19 protein-coding genes are annotated in these 15,589 nt (G+C 72.8%); 10 read left to right on the forward strand and 9 right to left on the reverse strand.

Annotated features, from left to right (window positions below):
• Window positions 1-40: 40 nt before the first annotated feature.
• Entirely contained in the window at window positions 41-1,216 is a 1,176-nt protein-coding gene (locus V5O40_RS17460; protein WP_332906440.1) for an ROK family transcriptional regulator, read from the forward strand.
• A gap of 11 nt (window positions 1,217-1,227) precedes the next feature.
• Here V5O40_RS17460 and V5O40_RS17465 read toward each other — a convergent pair whose 3' ends face one another.
• Together V5O40_RS17465 and V5O40_RS17470 are read right to left on the reverse strand one after the other, a co-directional pair.
• On the reverse strand, window positions 1,228-2,241 hold the full coding sequence (locus V5O40_RS17465; protein ID WP_332906441.1) for an ABC transporter permease: 1,014 nt from the start codon (window positions 2,239-2,241) through the stop codon (window positions 1,228-1,230).
• Window positions 2,238-3,251: an ABC transporter ATP-binding protein gene (locus V5O40_RS17470; RefSeq protein WP_332906442.1), complete on the reverse strand. Its 1,014-nt coding sequence runs from the start codon at window positions 3,249-3,251 to the stop codon at window positions 2,238-2,240. The genes V5O40_RS17465 and V5O40_RS17470 overlap by 4 nt, the downstream gene beginning before the upstream one ends.
• Before the next feature lie 102 nt (window positions 3,252-3,353).
• On the opposite strand from V5O40_RS17470, the gene V5O40_RS17475 reads away from it, so the two are divergent.
• Together V5O40_RS17475 and V5O40_RS17480 are read left to right on the forward strand one after the other, a co-directional pair.
• Window positions 3,354-4,196: an ABC transporter ATP-binding protein gene (locus tag V5O40_RS17475; protein WP_332906443.1), complete on the forward strand. Its 843-nt coding sequence runs from the start codon at window positions 3,354-3,356 to the stop codon at window positions 4,194-4,196.
• A gap of 31 nt (window positions 4,197-4,227) precedes the next feature.
• A complete protein-coding gene (locus V5O40_RS17480; protein WP_332906444.1) occupies window positions 4,228-5,127 on the forward strand; it encodes a ribokinase in 900 nt (299 codons plus the stop codon).
• Between the two features lie 5 nt (window positions 5,128-5,132).
• Here the strand turns inward: V5O40_RS17480 and V5O40_RS17485 are convergent, their stop codons facing one another.
• Window positions 5,133-6,149 carry a helix-turn-helix domain-containing protein gene (locus V5O40_RS17485; RefSeq protein ID WP_332906445.1) on the reverse strand — a complete coding sequence of 339 codons (1,017 nt, stop codon included), beginning with the start codon at window positions 6,147-6,149 and terminating at the stop codon, window positions 5,133-5,135.
• A gap of 71 nt (window positions 6,150-6,220) precedes the next feature.
• Between V5O40_RS17485 and V5O40_RS17490 the strand changes: the two genes are divergently transcribed.
• Window positions 6,221-6,679 carry a rhodanese-like domain-containing protein gene (locus V5O40_RS17490; RefSeq protein WP_332906446.1) on the forward strand — a complete coding sequence of 153 codons (459 nt, stop codon included), beginning with the start codon at window positions 6,221-6,223 and terminating at the stop codon, window positions 6,677-6,679.
• Between the two features lie 111 nt (window positions 6,680-6,790).
• Here V5O40_RS17490 and V5O40_RS17495 read toward each other — a convergent pair whose 3' ends face one another.
• Genes V5O40_RS17495 through V5O40_RS17505 form a run of 3 tightly spaced genes read right to left on the reverse strand, consistent with a single transcriptional unit; the run spans window position 6,791 to window position 8,513 of the window.
• Window positions 6,791-7,462, reverse strand: a complete 672-nt coding sequence (locus V5O40_RS17495; protein ID WP_269739494.1) for a hypothetical protein — start codon at window positions 7,460-7,462, stop codon at window positions 6,791-6,793.
• A gap of 46 nt (window positions 7,463-7,508) precedes the next feature.
• Window positions 7,509-7,988, reverse strand: coding sequence for a DUF6232 family protein (locus tag V5O40_RS17500; RefSeq protein WP_332906447.1), 480 nt, complete (start codon window positions 7,986-7,988; stop codon window positions 7,509-7,511).
• A gap of 48 nt (window positions 7,989-8,036) precedes the next feature.
• Complete coding sequence (locus V5O40_RS17505) at window positions 8,037-8,513, reverse strand: DUF6232 family protein (protein ID WP_332906457.1); 477 nt, start codon at window positions 8,511-8,513, stop codon at window positions 8,037-8,039.
• 193 nt (window positions 8,514-8,706) lie between these two features.
• Here V5O40_RS17505 and V5O40_RS17510 point away from each other — a divergent pair, with 193 nt between their 5' ends.
• Both V5O40_RS17510 and V5O40_RS17515 read left to right on the forward strand, forming a co-directional pair.
• Complete coding sequence (locus V5O40_RS17510; protein ID WP_332906448.1) at window positions 8,707-9,480, forward strand: enoyl-CoA hydratase-related protein; 774 nt, start codon at window positions 8,707-8,709, stop codon at window positions 9,478-9,480.
• Window positions 9,481-9,557: 77 nt separating this feature from the next.
• Window positions 9,558-11,180: an acetolactate synthase gene (locus tag V5O40_RS17515; RefSeq protein ID WP_332906449.1), complete on the forward strand. Its 1,623-nt coding sequence runs from the start codon at window positions 9,558-9,560 to the stop codon at window positions 11,178-11,180.
• A gap of 24 nt (window positions 11,181-11,204) precedes the next feature.
• Here V5O40_RS17515 and V5O40_RS17520 read toward each other — a convergent pair whose 3' ends face one another.
• Genes V5O40_RS17520 through V5O40_RS17530 form a run of 3 tightly spaced genes read right to left on the reverse strand, consistent with a single transcriptional unit; the run spans window position 11,205 to window position 12,337 of the window.
• On the reverse strand, window positions 11,205-11,618 hold the full coding sequence (locus V5O40_RS17520; RefSeq protein ID WP_332906450.1) for a PLD nuclease N-terminal domain-containing protein: 414 nt from the start codon (window positions 11,616-11,618) through the stop codon (window positions 11,205-11,207).
• Window positions 11,619-11,648: 30 nt separating this feature from the next.
• A complete protein-coding gene (locus tag V5O40_RS17525) occupies window positions 11,649-11,951 on the reverse strand; it encodes a DUF202 domain-containing protein (RefSeq protein WP_332906451.1) in 303 nt (100 codons plus the stop codon).
• On the reverse strand, window positions 11,948-12,337 hold the full coding sequence (locus V5O40_RS17530; protein WP_164445801.1) for a YidH family protein: 390 nt from the start codon (window positions 12,335-12,337) through the stop codon (window positions 11,948-11,950). The genes V5O40_RS17525 and V5O40_RS17530 overlap by 4 nt, the downstream gene beginning before the upstream one ends.
• Before the next feature lie 41 nt (window positions 12,338-12,378).
• On the opposite strand from V5O40_RS17530, the gene V5O40_RS17535 reads away from it, so the two are divergent.
• From V5O40_RS17535 to V5O40_RS17550, 4 genes are all read left to right on the forward strand, one after another.
• Entirely contained in the window at window positions 12,379-13,176 is a 798-nt protein-coding gene (locus V5O40_RS17535; RefSeq protein WP_332906452.1) for a GNAT family N-acetyltransferase, read from the forward strand.
• Window positions 13,177-13,178: 2 nt separating this feature from the next.
• Complete coding sequence (locus tag V5O40_RS17540; RefSeq protein WP_269739487.1) at window positions 13,179-13,595, forward strand: hypothetical protein; 417 nt, start codon at window positions 13,179-13,181, stop codon at window positions 13,593-13,595.
• A 124-nt stretch (window positions 13,596-13,719) separates the two neighbouring features.
• Entirely contained in the window at window positions 13,720-14,499 is a 780-nt protein-coding gene (locus V5O40_RS17545) for an electron transfer flavoprotein subunit beta/FixA family protein (RefSeq protein WP_332906453.1), read from the forward strand.
• Between the two features lie 12 nt (window positions 14,500-14,511).
• A complete protein-coding gene (locus V5O40_RS17550) occupies window positions 14,512-15,471 on the forward strand; it encodes an electron transfer flavoprotein subunit alpha/FixB family protein (protein ID WP_332906454.1) in 960 nt (319 codons plus the stop codon).
• Window positions 15,472-15,589 lie beyond the last annotated feature (118 nt).

Here is a 15,589-nt window from a genome sequence, read left to right on the forward strand (position 1 = left end):
TACAGTTAGCAAAGTTTACTAATACTTGAGGACACATGGCATGAGCGCGACCCGGCTGCCCGGCACCCCACGTCTGTTGCGGGCCCTCAACGACCGCGCGGCGCTGGAACTGCTGCTGGAGCAGGGGCCACTGACCCGGGCCCGGATCGGCGAGCTGACCGGCCTGTCCAAGGTCACCGCCTCGCAACTGGTGGAGCGGCTGGAGGAGCGCGGACTGGTCACCCGCGTCGGCGAGCAGGCCGGGGGCCGCGGACCGAACGCCCAGCTCTACGCCGTACGGCCCGGCAGCGCACACGTGGTGGGCGTCGACGTGGGCCCGGAGCGGGTGGTGGCCGCCTGCGCCGACATCACCGGTGCGGTCATCGGGCGCGTCGAGCAGTCCACCCAGGACACCGACGACCCGGTCGGTGTGGTGCACAACGCGGTTGTGCGGGTGGCCGGCAGCGCCGGAGCGCAGCTGTCGAGCGTACGCCGGATCGTGCTCGGCACCCCGGGCCTGGTCGACCCGGGCACCGGCGACATCACCTTCGCGTACAACCTGCCTCGCTGGCATCGAGGTCTGCTCGCCGCGCTTCGCGACGACCTGGACACCCCGGTGGTCTTCGAGAACGACGTCAACCTGGCCGCGGTGGCCGAGGCGCAGTCCGGCGCGGCCCAGGGCCTGGCGGACTTCGTCCTGGTCTGGGTCGGTGCCGGTGTCGGTCTGGCGATCATGTTGGGTGGGCGGCTGCACCACGGCAGCAGCGGTGCCGCCGGTGAGATCGGCTACCTGCCGGTGCCCGGTGCTCCCATCCCGCGCGACGTGTCCCGCCGGGCGAAGCCGGCCTTCCAGCAGTTGGCCGGCGCCGACGCGATCCGCGGCCTGGCCCGGAAACACGGCTACCCGGACACTGCCGCCGCCGACGCGGTCCGGGCCGCGATCGCCGACGGCACCTCGGGTGGGCCGATGCTCGACGAGGTGGCCCGTCGGCTCGCCCTCGGCGTGGCCAGCACCTGTGTGGTGCTGGACCCGCCGCTCGTGGTGCTCGCCGGAGAGGTGGGGCAGGCCGGCGGGGCGGCCCTGGCCGAACGGGTGCAGCACGAGGTCGCCGCGATCACCCTGGTACGGCCCCGGGTGGTGCCGACCGGGCTGATCGAGGAGCCGATCGTGCACGGTGCCCTGCGCACGGCCCTGGACGCCGTCCGCGACGAGGTCTTCGGCTCCACCATCGCCTGACCGGGCGGGGGTCAGATCAGGTCGCGGCGGCGGAAGATGGCGAAGGCCGAGGCGCTGAGGCCGGCGGTGAGCAGCAGCAGCACCGCCAGCGCCGGCTGCCAGGTCAGGGTGTAGCTGCCGTCGCAGAAGCTGTCAACGACGGTCCGGCAGGCGTTGCTGTCCCAGAATCTGACCTCGCCGGCCAGCCACGCGCCGACGTAGCTGGCGAGCATGAGCTGGTCGGGTCGGGCCACCTCGAGGATCTGCAGCACGATCCGCCCACCCAGCTCCCACACCACCAGGTAGGCGGCCACCGCGCCGAGCGCCGCCGCCGTGTGCCGTCCCATCGTCGCGATGGCGAAGCCGGTCGCCGCCGCGAGCAGCACAAGCGTCAACCCGCGCCCCCAGATCGCCCCCAGATCGGCCCAGAACGTTGCGTTGGTCGGCCCGGGATAGCCGGCCACCTGCGCGATGACCCAGAAGGTGACGAGATAGGCGAGTGAGGCGAGCACCGACACCGTCAGCACCGCCCCGAGCAGCGTGCCGAGCTTGGCGCCGAGCACGGTGAGCCGGCGCGGTCGCCACAGCAGCAGGTTGACCACTCCGCCGGAGTTCAGGTCGGCGCCGATGTACGAGGCACCGACCAGGAACCCGAAGAGCACCAGGTACGCCACCAGGAAGTAGAGCAGCGGCTCGGCCTGCCGGGTGAAGGTGAACACCCCGGCCAGGTAGTCGGCGGCCACCGGCAACCGGTCCCGCAGCGCCGGGTCCAGTTCGGAGCAGTCCTCCGGCAGGTAGAAACCCTCGTCGCCGCGGAACGGCTCGCCCCGATCCCGGGCCAGGCACCGCTCGTGCTCCAGCTCCAGGCCGCGCAGGTTGGCGGCGGCCTGCCGCTGCGCCTCGGCCAGCTCGACAGCGGAGGGCTGGTGCGACCCGGCCAGCGTGGTCGCCGCGGTCACCCCGAACGCCAGCATCAGCAGCACGATCATCAGCTGTACGAAGCGGCGGGCGCCGAGCCGCTCCACCTCGGCACGGATCAGGTTCACGCGTCCACTCCCCGCATCCCGAGGTCGATCTCCTGGTCGGCGGCCGGACCGCCCGTCGGTGTCGAACCGTCCACCTGCCGGGGCACACCCGGATGTGCCGGTGCGCCGGTCAGCTCCAGGAAGACGCTCTCCAGATCCGGCCGCAGCGGCGTCAGCTCGCGTACCCAGACCCCCTGCTCGCCCAGCGTCCGGCTCACCTCGGTCGGGTCCGGCACCCCGCTGACCACCAGGTGGTCGGCGTGGCCGGTGACGGTCAGCCCGGCGGCGAGCAGCAGCTCCTCGGCCCGGGCCAGGTCGTCGACGCGGACCAGGTGCTCGTTGTGGTCGAAGCCGGCGAGCACCTCGGTGACCGGGCCGGCCGTCACCCGCCGACCCCCCGAGATGATCGTCACGTGGTCGCAGATCAGCTGGATCTCGGCCAGGATGTGGCTGGACACCAGCACCGTGACGCCGTTGGCCGCCAGGGCCCGGACGAGGTCGCGCATCTCCCGGATGCCCGCCGGGTCGAGCCCGTTCGCGGGCTCGTCGAGTATCAGCAGCTCGGGTCGCTTGAGCAGCGCCGACGCCACCGCCAGCCGCTGCTTCATGCCCAGCGAGTAGCCCTTCACCCGCTCGTCACCCCGGTCGGCCAGGCCGACCTGCTCCAGCACCTCGTCCACCCGGCTGACCGGTACGCCGCCGGCGAGGGCGAGCAGCCGCAGCGTCCGGTACCCGGTGAAGTTGCCGTAGAACTGCGGGCTCTCCACGATCGCACCGACCCGGCCGGCGACCTGGGGCAACTGCTCGGGCGCGGTGGCACCGAGCACCCGCATCCGCCCGTCGTCGGCGCGTACCAGCCCGAGCAGCGCGCGCAGGGTGGTCGTCTTTCCCGATCCGTTGGGCCCGAGGAAGCCGTGCACCTGGCCGGCCTCGACCAGCAGGTCGAACCCGTCGACCGCGACCCGTCGCCCCCGACGCAGGCTGTGGAAGGTCTTGCGGAGACCTTCGATCTCGATGACCCCACTGGTCATTGGCGGCCCTCCGGGTGGGGTGAGCAACGACACGGCGCCTCACCCTATGGCGACGACGCCGGCCCGTGGGGGCACCACGGGCGTGCGTGGTTGGATGGGCTGGTGACTGGTGACCTGATCCCTGGCGCCGCCGGCGCCGCACCCGCCCCCTCGCCCGTGGACGCGGATCTGGTGGTCAGCCTCGACGGCGTCGCCGTACGCCGGTCCGGCACCGCCCTGCTGCACGACGTCGACTGGCGGGTGGAGCTGGACGAACGCTGGGTGGTGCTCGGGCCGAACGGCGCCGGCAAGACCACCCTGCTCAACATCGCCGCCGGACGACTGCATCCGACCACCGGTACCGCGCACGTGCTGGGCGAGCGGATCGGTCGCACCGACCTCACGGAGCTGCGTACCCGGATCGGGCTGTCCACCGCCGCGCTGGCCGAGCGGGTGCCGGCCGACGAGCGGGTCGTCGACGTGGTGCTGACCGCCGCCTGGTCGGTGGTCGGCCGGTGGCGGGAGGACTACGACCCGGCCGACGAGGCCCGGGCCCGGGCGTTGCTTGACCAACTGGGCGTCAGCGCGCTGGCCGACCGGGCGTACGGCACCCTGTCGGAGGGGGAGCGCAAGCGGACGCAGATCGCCCGGGCGCTGATGACCGACCCGGAGCTGCTGCTGCTCGACGAACCGGCGGCCGGGCTGGACCTGGGTGGCCGGGAGGATCTGGTCGCTCGCCTCGCCGACCTGGCGCAGGATCCGGACGCTCCGGCACTGGTGCTGGTCACCCACCACGTCGAGGAGATTCCCCCCGGCTTCACCCACGCGCTGCTGCTGCGCGACGGGGCCGTGATGGCGCAGGGCATGCTGGCCGACACCCTCACCGCCGACAACCTCACCAAGACCTTCGGGCTGCCGCTGCTCGTCGAGCGCCACGGCGACCGTTACACCGCCCGCGCCGCCTGAGGCGACGCCCCGCGACATCCGGGAGGTGTCCGTGCCGCAGACCCGTGTCGTGGTGGTGGGCAGCGCCAACATGGACCTGGTCGCCACCGCCGAGGCGTTGCCCCGCCCGGGGGAGACCAGGCTCGGCACCGACTTCGTCACCGTGCCCGGCGGCAAAGGGGCCAACCAGGCCATCGCCGCCGCGAGAGCCGGTGCGGCCAGCGTCTTTCTCGGCGCGATCGGCTCGGACGCCTTCGGCGTGACCCTGCGGGCGCGGATCACCGCCGCCGGGGTCGACACCGGCCAGCTGCGCACCACCTACGGCGCGTCCGGGGTGGCCCTGGTCATGGTCAATGCCCAGGGTGAGAACGCGATCCTGGTGACCCCGGGGGCGAACTCGTCGCTCATCGAGCTGACCGAGACCGAACTCGCCGCCGTACGCGACGCCGACGTCCTGGTCGCGCAGCTGGAGATCCCGGTGGAGACGGTGACCGAGGCGGCGGTGGCGGCCCGCGCCGCCGGAACCCGGGTGGTGCTCAACGCGGCGCCGGCCGTGCCACTGCCGCCGGAGCTGCTCGCCGCCGTGGACCTGCTGGTCGTCAACGAGAACGAGGCGCAGGCGTACACCGGGCGGGGACGGGAGGAACCGCGGGCGCTGCTCGACCTGGTGCCCCGGGCGGTGCTGACCCTCGGCGCCCAGGGTGCCTGGTACGGCGACCGGGACGGCGCTGCGGTACACGTGCCGGCGGTGCCGGTGGACACGATCGACTCGACGGCCGCCGGTGACGCCTTCACCGGTGCGCTCGCCGTGGCCTGGGGCGAGGGACGCGACCTGGTGGACGCGGTGCGCTGGGCCTCGGCCGCCGGTGCCGCCTGCGTACGGCGGCTCGGCGCCAGCGTCTCACTGCCGCACCGGGTCGAGATCGACCAGCTGTACGTGCCCACGCCCTGACCGGGTCAGCGCCGCTCGGTCAGGCTCGGCCGCCCGGGCCGGCGCGACTGCGCCGGGTCGACGCTGGTACGGAACGCGCGACGGTACGCCGACGGTGAGGTCCGCATCGCCCGGGTGAAGTGGTGACGGTAGGTCACCGGGGCGTCGAAGCCGACGGCCGTCGCGATGTGCCCGACCGGCGCGTCGGTGGTTTCCAGCAGCGCCAGGCTGGCCCGGATCCGTTGCTCGACCAGCCACCGGATGGGGCTGGTGCCGGTGGCTCTCGCGAAATGCCGCAGGTAGGTGCGGGTCGACATGTGGGCCTGCCGGGCCAGCCGGGCCACCGTGAGCGGCTCCGCCAGGTGGGCCAGGGCCCAGTCGATGCTGCCGGCGATCCGGTCGTCGTCCGGTTCCACGGCGACCGGTGCCTCGACGAACTGCGCCTGTCCGCCGTCGCGGTGCGGCGGGATCACCAGCCGTCGGGCCACCGCGTTGGCCACGACCGAGCCGTGGTCGCGTCGTACCACGTGCACGCACAGGTCGAGGCCGGCGGCGCTGCCGGCACTGGTGAGGATGTCCCCGTCGTCGAGGTAGAGCACGTCGGGGTCGACCGTGACCCTCGGGTACCGGCGGGCCAGCAGGTCCGCGTACCGCCAGTGGGTGGCGGCCCGTCGACCGTCGAGCAGGCCGGCACCGGCCAGCGCGAAGGCGCCCGAACAGATGGACAGCAGCCGCGCGCCGGCCCGGTGCGCCCGGCGCAGGGCCGCGACGAGCTCCGGCGACGGTGTCCCGTGCACGTCGGGTACGCCGGCGACGACGACGGTCGCGGCGGCGGCCAGCACGTCGAGGCCGTACGGGCTGTGCAGGTTGGCACCGCCGAGCAGCGGTACGGGACCCGGTCGCTCGGCACACAGTCGCAGGTCGTACCAGGGCACGTCGAGTTCCGGCCGGGGCAGCCCGAAGACCTCCGTGACGATCCCGGTCTCGAAACCCGACATCCCGGGGTACGCGAGCACAGCAACACTGCGGTCGACCGGCGTCATGGCCGGATGTTAGCGGAGGACGGCGTGACCGCCACTCGCCCGGCGGTCGGCACCGGTCGACGATCGATCACATGACCCGAACCTTCGCCGTACCGGCCGCCGATCCGTCCACCGCCGCCGCCCACTTCCTCGCCCGGCTGCGCTTCGAGACCGACGTGGCCGACGTGCACCACGACCTGACCGCGGAGCTGCCCGGCCTGGTCGTGGTCGACTCGCGCGGCGACGCGGCCTGGGCGCAGGGCCACCTGCCCGGCGCCGTGCACCTGCCCACCGACCTGATCGCCGAGCGGGCCGCCGAGGCGGTGCCGCCCGACGCGTACGTGGTCACCTACTGCTGGGGCCCCGGCTGCGACGGCGCCACCCGGGCGGCGCTGGAGTTCGCCCGGCTCGGCTACCGGGTCAAGGAGATGCGCGGTGGCTACGAGTACTGGGTGCGGGAGGGCCTGCCCGTGGCGACCGCCACCGGGCTCACCCACCGGCCGGTGGACGACCTGACCGCCCCGCGGACCACGGCCGCCTGCGACTGCTGACCGCCGGCCGGTCGGACGGACTCCCGACCCGCCGAGGGGAGCGCGGGCCGGGGGGGCAGACCGTCTCCGCTCGCGACTGCGGGGCTCGCAAACCCGGCTCACTCCTCGCGCTCAGCCGGCGTCGTCGTTGAGCTTCTCGCCCCGCCGGCGCAGCATCGACAGGCCGGGGATGCCCGCCACCGCGAGCTTGAGGTCCCGGGTGACGTCGAGCAGGTCGTGCAGGTCCGGGCCGACCCGGTCCAGGGTGGCCAGGATCGGCAGGACGTCGGCGGTCAGGTGCTGCCGCAGCTTCGGCAACTCGTCGACCAGCCGGACCGCCGCGGTCACCTCCTCGTGGCTGAGCTGCTCGACGAAGTGGGTGGCCATCGGGGCCGCGCGGCGCAGCGCCGGCTCGTACGCCTTCAGCAGTTCGGCGGCGGTGGCGGCGGCCTCCGCCGCCGTACCCACGGTCTCGGCGGCCCGCCCGGCCACCGAACCTGCCGACTCCACCACCACGGCCGCCGCCGCGGCGACCTCGGTGGCGTTGTCCACGGCGGCGGTGGCGGCGGCGCTGATCACCGCGACCTCACGGACCGCCACCTCGGCGTCGGTGACCATCTGGTCGGTCCGGTCCAGGGTCCGCTCGACCCGGTCCACCACGCCGTTGATCCGGGCCAGCAGCGCCTCCACCTCGTCGAGTACCGCGAACGCGCGGGCCGGGATGGCGGCGAAGGACGCGGCCTGGTCGAGGGCGGAACGGGTGAGACCGAGAACCGCGGTCGGCCGGGGAAGGGGGAGTGCCATGCGTTCAAGTGTGCGTCGGACGGGCCAGGACCGCCCGACGACGGGGTCAACCTCCGCTCTGCTGCTCGACGGCGCGTTGCACCGCCCGGTAGATCTGGCCGAACCGCAGCGCGTCCGGCGTGCGCAGCACCATGACCTCCTGCCGCCGGTACTGCACCCACAGTTCCAGCACCCGGTTACCGCGCTCGTACGAGCGGTCCAACCAACCGAGCGGTATCTCCAGGAACGGGACGAACGCGAGCGGCACGATGACGCACGCGGCGAGCACGATCAGCGCCGGCAGCCACTCGCCGCGGTCCTGGGCGGACCAGGCCAGTGACAGCACACAGATCAGCCCCACCAGCGGCGGCAGGGACAGCAGCAGAACCAGCACGCTCCGGCCGAGAACCCGACCGCGCACGGCGAGGGTGGTGCGCCCCTTCGCGTGCCAGACGTAGGTGACCTCGGCGATCGGGATGACATGTCCACCGGCCCGGATCGTCTCGGAGGTCACCTGCACCGCGTCGTCCCGGTAATAGAGGGCCATCACTAAGCCTAAGCACCACCGGGCAACCTTTCGTAGTCGGGTGGGTGCTCAGCGTCGATGAGGTGGTATCGGTCGACCGACCTCCATGGCCCGTTGCACGGCCCGGTAGATCTGCCCGAAGCGCAGCGCGTCCGGGGTGCGCAGCAGTTGCACCGGGCGGCCTCGCCAGCGGATCCAGACCTCCCGCTGCCGGCTGCCCCGGGCGTAGGAACGGTCGAGGTGTTCGAAGAGGAAGTCGGCGACCGGCCCGACCGCCAGCCCGACCAGCACGGACGCCCCGACGATGGCGATCGTGACGGTTGCCGACCGGTCCAGCCGGATGGCCAGCGCGACTCCGGCGGCGGCGGCCACCAGCGGGGCGACGAGTGCGGCGCCGATGGCGCCCCGACCGGCCAGCACCCGCCAGGAGCGGGTGCCGTGGTGGTGCCAGATCTCGCTGATCTCGGCCAGTGGGTAGACCCGGCCCTCGACGGTGACCGCGGTTGAGGTGACCCGGACCGCCCGGTCGTCGTAGTAGGTGACCACGGCGCGCCGCTCACCCGGCCCGTGCGCCCGGCCGGGGTGTGGCGACGGCGTCGCGGCACGACCAGTGCGGGGCTCAGGGTGACGAGGGTTCATCGTGCGACTCCCGACCGACGGGGCTGGCACCAGACTACTTACCCCAACGAGCCGGGTCGTAAGGTTGGCACGCGACTTCGACGAGGAAGTGAGGCTCAGCGTGGGCGAGTTCGTGCGGCTGGAGACCCGGGACGGCATCGGCACCATCCGGCTGGAGCGGCCGCCGATGAACGCCCTCAACACCCAGGTGCAGGAGGAGTTGCGCGCCGCCGCGACCGCGGCCACCGCCGACCACGACGTCCGCGCGGTCATCGTGTACGGCGGCGAGAAGGTCTTCGCCGCCGGTGCGGACATCAAGGAGATGGCGGACATGTCCTACGTGGACATGGCCGCGCGGGCCGCCGACCTGTCGAGCGCGCTCGGCGCGATCGCCCGGATCCCCAAGCCCGTCGTCGCCGCGATCACCGGCTACGCCCTCGGCGGCGGCTGCGAACTGGCGCTGGCCTGCGACTGGCGGGTGGTCGCCGAGGACGCCAAGCTCGGCCAGCCCGAGATCAAACTGGGCATCATCCCCGGCGCGGGGGGCACCCAGCGGCTGGCTCGGCTGGTCGGGCCGGCCCGGGCCAAGGATCTGATCATGTCGGGGCGGATGGTGGACGCGCCGGAGGCGCTGCGGATCGGCCTGGCCGACCGGATCGCCCCGGCGGCCGAGGTGTACGACACCGCGGTGGCGATGGTGCGGCCGTACCTCACCGGTCCGGTGCAGGCGCTGCGGGCGGCCAAGCTGGCCGTCGACGGTGGTCTGGACATGGATCTGCACTCGGGCCTGGCCTGGGAGAGCCAGCTCTTCGCGGCGCTGTTCGCCACCGACGACCGACGCGAGGGGATGGCGGCCTTCGTGGCGAAGCGGAAGCCGGACTTCACCGGACGCTGAGCGTGCCGAGAATGGTTCACATTCTCCCTACCGGCCAGTAGCGTGTGACTCCGGTCAGGCGACGAGAAGGAGTGGGAATGACGGAGCGGATCGAAGGCCACGGCGGGGAGCTCGCTCTCGCGGCGCTGCGCGCGTACGGGGTGCGGGAGATGTTCACCCTCTCCGGCGGACACGTGTTCCCGCTCTACGATGCCGCGCACAAGACCGACTTCCCGATCTACGACGTGCGGCACGAGCAGTCCGCCGTCTTCGCCGCCGAGGCGGTGGCGAAGCTCCAGCGCCGGCCCGGGCTGGCCGTACTCACCGCCGGCCCTGGCGTGACCAACGGCATCTCCGGCCTGACCAGCGCCTTCTTCAACGCCTCGCCGGTGCTCGTGCTGGGCGGCCGGGCGCCGCAGTTCCGCTGGGGCTCCGGCAGCCTGCAGGAGATGGATCACCTCCCGCTGGTCGCCCCGGTCACCAAGCACGCCGAGACGGTGTTCAGCGCCGACGACATCCCGCGGGCGGTGGCCGCCGCGCTGACCACCGCACTCACCCCGCACCGGGGGCCGGTGTTCCTCGACTTCCCGCTGGAGGCGGTCTTCTCGGTCGGCGACGCCGAGCTGCCGGCCGGCCCTCAGCTCAGCCCGCTCGAAGCCGACCCCGACGAGGTGGCCCGCGCCGCCGCGCTGATCGCCGGCGCGGCCCGTCCGGTGATCATCGCCGGCTCGGACGTCTGGACCGGTGAGGCGGTCGACGAGTTGCGGGCGGCGGCCGAGGCGCTCACCGTGCCGGTGTTCACCAACGGCATGGGCCGCGGCGCCCTGCCACCGGAGCACCCGCTGGCCTTCGCCAAGGCCCGGCGGGTGGCCCTGTCCAACGCCGACGTGGTCGTGGTGATCGGCACCCCGTTGGACTTCCGGCTCTCCTTCGGCGACTTCGGCGAGGCCCAGGTGGTGCACATCGTCGACGCGCCCAGCCAGCGCGCCGGTCACGTCCAACCCGCCGCCGCCCCCGCCGGTGACCTGCGCGGCATCCTCGCCGCCCTGGCCGAGCACGCCGGCGACCGGGTCGACCACGACGACTGGGTCGCGCAGCTGCGGACCGCCGAGGACGCGGCGAAGGCCCGCGACGCCGAGGAGATGGCGGCCGAGACCGACCCGATCCGCCCGGCCCGGATCTACGGCGAGCTGCGCAAGGTGCTCGCCCGCGACGCGGTCACCATCGGCGACGGCGGCGACTTCGTCTCGTACGCGGGGCGGTACCTGGAGCCGGCCCAGCCCGGCACCTGGCTCGACCCCGGCCCGTACGGCTGCCTCGGCACCGGCATGGGGTACGCGATGGGTGCCCGGGTCACCCACCCGGACCGGCAGGTCTGCGTGCTGATGGGCGACGGCGCCGCCGGTTTCTCGCTGATGGACGTGGAGTCCCTGGCCCGGCAAAAGTTGCCGGTGGTAATCGTGGTCGGCAACAACGGCATCTGGGGTCTGGAGAAGCACCCGATGCGGGCCATGTACGGCTACGACGTGGCCGCCGACCTGCAACCGGAGCTGCGCTACGACCAGGTGGTCGGCGCGCTCGGCGGGGCGGGCGAAACGGTCGCCAAGGCCGCCGAACTCGGTCCGGCCCTGCAACGGGCCTTCGACGCCGGGGTGCCGTACCTGGTCAACGTGCTCACCGATCCGGCCGACGCGTACCCCCGCTCCTCGAACCTGGCCTGAAACCGCGGGATCCCGCCCCGGCGGCTACACCTCGGGGCGGGGTTCCTCGCGCGGTGGCTCACCCTCCCGCCGGCGCAGGTCGTCCTCGCGTTTGCGCAGGTCCTCCTCCCAACGGCGGAAGAGTTCCTGATCCTCCCGGCGGGAGCGCTCCTCGATGGAGCGGAGGAACTCCGGGTCGTCGTCCGGTGCGACCGGCCGACGACGCTCGGCCGGGCGTGCCCCCGACGCCCAGGACGTCGACCCGCCGGCGGGCCTGCGCTCCCGGCCGGCGACGAACCAGGCGATCGAGCCGACCAGCGGGAAGAACAGGATGATCAGCAGCCAGGCGATCCGGGGGAGGTGGCGGATGCCGTCCTCCTCGGCGGAGAGGCAGCTGATCAGGGCGCAGACGGCGAGGACGATCTGCACCAGGAAGAGGAGGATGTACAGCCGGGCCATGTAACCATCATTACCTACCGCGCACAGCGGTCACAGCCCGCGCAGCACCAGCAACGCTCCGAGGAGTGCGAATCCGGCGGCGACCAGTCCTACCAGGGCGAGAAGCCGACCGCCGGTACGGGGCACGCCGCTGCCGGTGGCCCGGTGCCGACACAGCGTGACGGTCGCTCCCCAGCCGAGGATCGCCAGCGCCGCCAGCGCGGCCCCGCCCGGGCCGCCGGTGAGCGCGAGCCGGACGGTCAGCAGCGTCACCACGGTCAGCGCCAGCAGGGTGCGCCGCCAGGCGAGCCGGGTGCGTTCGGGTTGCAGGCCCGGGTCGCGGACGGCGCTCATCCGCGTATCGCGCCGGCCAGCACCGCCACCACCAGGGACAGCGCACCGAGGCCGACGGTCAGCGCGAGGACGGCCGGGAAGCGGGACGCGGGCAGCTCCTCGCCGAGCCGGATGGCCCGCTCGGTGCGGGCCCAGTGGTCGACGGCCCGGATCGCGACCACCCCGCCGAGCAGCAGCAGCGCCACGGCGATCGCCTCGCGCAGGTGGACCAGGGACAGGGTCGGCAGGAACTGCGCGGCGGCCAGCCCGCCGGCGATCAGCGCCAGCCCGGTACGCAGCCAGGCCAGGAAGGTGCGCTCGTTGGCCAGCGAGAAGCGGTAGTCGGGGGTGGTTCCCACCGAACGCAACTCCTGCGGATCGAACCAGTTCCTGATCATCTGCCACACGAGGGTGATTATCCGATTCCCGGCGGGAATAGGTTGGGAGCATGACGGATCTTGACGCGAGCACGCTGCGGGCGGCGTACGACACGCAGTTGCGGCCGGGCCTGCCCGACCCGGTGCCCGACGGCGTGACGGTGGAGTCGGACGGTCCGGTGTTCCGGGTGCGCGGCCTGGACCAGCGGGGCCTGGTGACCTATCGCGACCTCGGTGGGTTGGCCGGCGCCGATCTCGACGAGCTGATCGCCCGGCAGGTGGCGGTGTTCCGCGAGCGGGGTGAGCCGGTCGAGTGGAAGCTGCACGGCCACGACGAGCCGGCCGACCTGCCGCGGCGGCTGCGCGCCGCCGGGTTCGTGCCGGAAGATCAGGAGACCGTCGTGGTCGGCCCGGTCGCCCCGCTGGCCTCCGCGCTGCCGGTGGTGCCCGAGGGCGTACGCCTGCGGGAGGTGACCGGGCGCGCGGAGCTGGACCGGATCGCGGAGCTGAAGTCGCAGGTGTGGGGGCGTGACCTGTCCGACCTGGCCGACGGGCTGGAACGGGAGATCGCCGCCGATCCGCAGTCGGTCACGGTCGTGGTGGCCGAGGCGGACGAGACGATGGTGAGCGCCGGGTGGGTGCGGTATCCGGTCGAGAGCACGTTCGCGACGCTCTGGGGCGGCTCGACGCTGCCGCGCTGGCGGCGTCAGGGCATCTACCGCGCGCTGGTCACCTACCGGGCCCGACTGGCCGGCGCGCGGGGCCGCACGTTGGTGCAGGTCGACGCGTCGGACGAGAGTCGTCCGGTGCTGGAGCGACTCGGGCTCGTCGCGGTCACCACCACCACGCCCTACGTCTACACTCCGTGATCATGAGCCAGCGGCTGACGGACGACGAGAAGATGACCCTGAAGACGGGTGCCTTCGGCGCGGTGCTCATGGTCTCGAACGCCGACCCGGGGGTGCTCGCGCTGTTCCGGGAGAGCTTCGCCGCCTCCGGGGCGATGGCCGGCGCCAGCGGGGTGGTGAAGGAGGCGTTGACCAGCGGGCCGCTGCCGAAACTGCCGCGTGACTCGGCGCTCGAGGTGGAGTCGGTGGTGCTGCCGGCGCTGCGTCGCGGGATCGAGATCCTGACCGAGAAGGTGCCGCAGGACGTGCCGGTCTACCGCGCGGTGGTGCTGGCGGCGGCCGATCGTACGGCCCGCGCCCATGATGGGATCAGCCCAGCCGAGGCCGAGGTCATCGAACGGATCAGGGGCGTGCTGGGCGCTGATGCTACTGACAGGTAACATGGCGCCGTGGGCAACCGCACAACAGCCCATGGTTGACCGGACGGCACCGCACGCGCGAGGCTGCGCCCAGATCTGGGGCGAAAAGATCACATAACCACAGCAGGAGGGTCGTCGAAGCGCGATGAACATCGTCGTACTCGTCAAGCAGGTGCCCGATTCGGGCGCGGACCGCAACCTGCGTACTGACGACAACACTGTCGACCGCGGTTCGGCGAACAACGTCATAAACGAGATGGACGAGTACGCCATCGAGGAGGCGTTGAAGATCAAGGAGACGCACGGCGGCGAGGTGACCATCCTGACCATGGGTCCGGACCGGGCGACCGAGTCGATCCGCAAGGCGCTGTCGATGGGCCCGGACAAGGCGGTGCACGTGGTGGACGACGCCCTGCACGGCTCCTGCGCCGTCGCCACCTCGAAGGTGCTCGCCGCCGCGCTGGGGCAGCTCAACGCCGACCTGGTGCTCTGCGGCTCGGAGTCGACCGACGGGCGGGTGCAGGTGATGCCGCACATGCTCGCCGAGCGGTTGGGGATCGCGGCGCTGACCGGTGCGCGCAAGCTCACCGTCGACGGGGCCACGCTCACCGTGGAGCGGCAGACCGAGGAGGGCTACGAGGTGGTCACCGCCTCGACCCCGGCCATCGTCTCCGTGTGGGACACCATCAACGAGCCCCGGTACCCGTCGTTCAAGGGCATCATGGCCGCCAAGAAGAAGCCGGTGCAGACGCTCGCCCTGGCCGACCTGGGCGTGGCCGCGAACGAGGTCGGCTTCGACGGGGCGACAAGCGCCGTGGTGGAGCACAGCAAGCGCCCGCCGCGTTCGGGTGGCGTCAAGGTCACCGACGAGGGCTCCGGCGGCACGCAGCTCGTCGAGTTCCTCGCCACCGAGAAGTTCGTGTGAGGGGTGTGGGACATGTCTGAGGTTCTCGTCGTCGTCGAAGCCACCGCGGAGTTCGGCGTCAAGAAGGTCACCCTGGAGATGCTCACCCTCGCCCGTGAGCTGGGCACCCCGTCGGCGGTGGTGCTCGGCGGCACCGGTGCCGCCGAGGCTCTCGCCGGCAAACTGGGCGAGTACGGCGCGGAGAAGATCTACGCGGCCGAGGGTGACGAGATCGACGGCTACCTGGTGGCGCCGAAGGCCACCGTGGTCGCCGAGCTGGTCAAGCGGGTGCAGCCGGCCGCCGTGCTGCTCGCCTCCTCGCAGGAGGGCAAGGAGATCGCCGCCCGGCTGGCGGTCAAGCTGGACAACGGCATCCTGACCGACGTGGTGGGCCTGGCCGCCGACGGCACCGCCACCCAGGTGGCCTTCGCCGGGTCGACCATCGTGAAGTCCAAGGTCACCCGAGGGCTGCCGCTGGTCACCGTCCGGCCGAACTCGGTGAACCCGACGCCGGCCGCGGCCGGCGCCGCGGTCGAGCAGCTCACCGTCGCGGTCACCGACAGCGACAAGCTGGCCAAGGTCGTCGACCGGGTGGCCGAGCAGAAGGGTTCCCGCCCCGAGCTGACCGAGGCCGGCGTGGTCGTCTCCGGTGGTCGCGGTGTCGGCAACGCGGACAACTTCAAGCTGGTCGAGGAGCTGGCCGACCTGCTCGGCGGTGCCGTCGGCGCCTCCCGGGCCGCGGTCGACTCCGGCTTCTACCCGCACCAGTTCCAGGTGGGCCAGACCGGCAAGACGGTCTCCCCGCAGCTCTACGTCGCGCTGGGCATCTCCGGTGCGATCCAGCACCGGGCCGGCATGCAGACCTCGAAGACGATCGTCGCGGTCAACAAGGACGGCGAGGCGCCGATCTTCGAACTGGCCGACTTCGGCGTGGTCGGTGACCTGTTCAAGATCGTGCCGCAGGCCGCTGAGGAGATCCGCAAGCGCAAGTGAGTCCTACTCCACACAGCCGCCGCCCCCCCGCCCGGGCGGGGGCGGGGGGGGCGGGGGCCCCAGGGGGGGGATAGGGGGGGCGGGGCGGGGTGACCGCCCGCCCCCCCCCCCCGCAGGG

The organism is Micromonospora palythoicola, from assembly GCF_036689795.1.
GTDB lineage: Bacteria > Actinomycetota > Actinomycetes > Mycobacteriales > Micromonosporaceae > Micromonospora > Micromonospora palythoicola.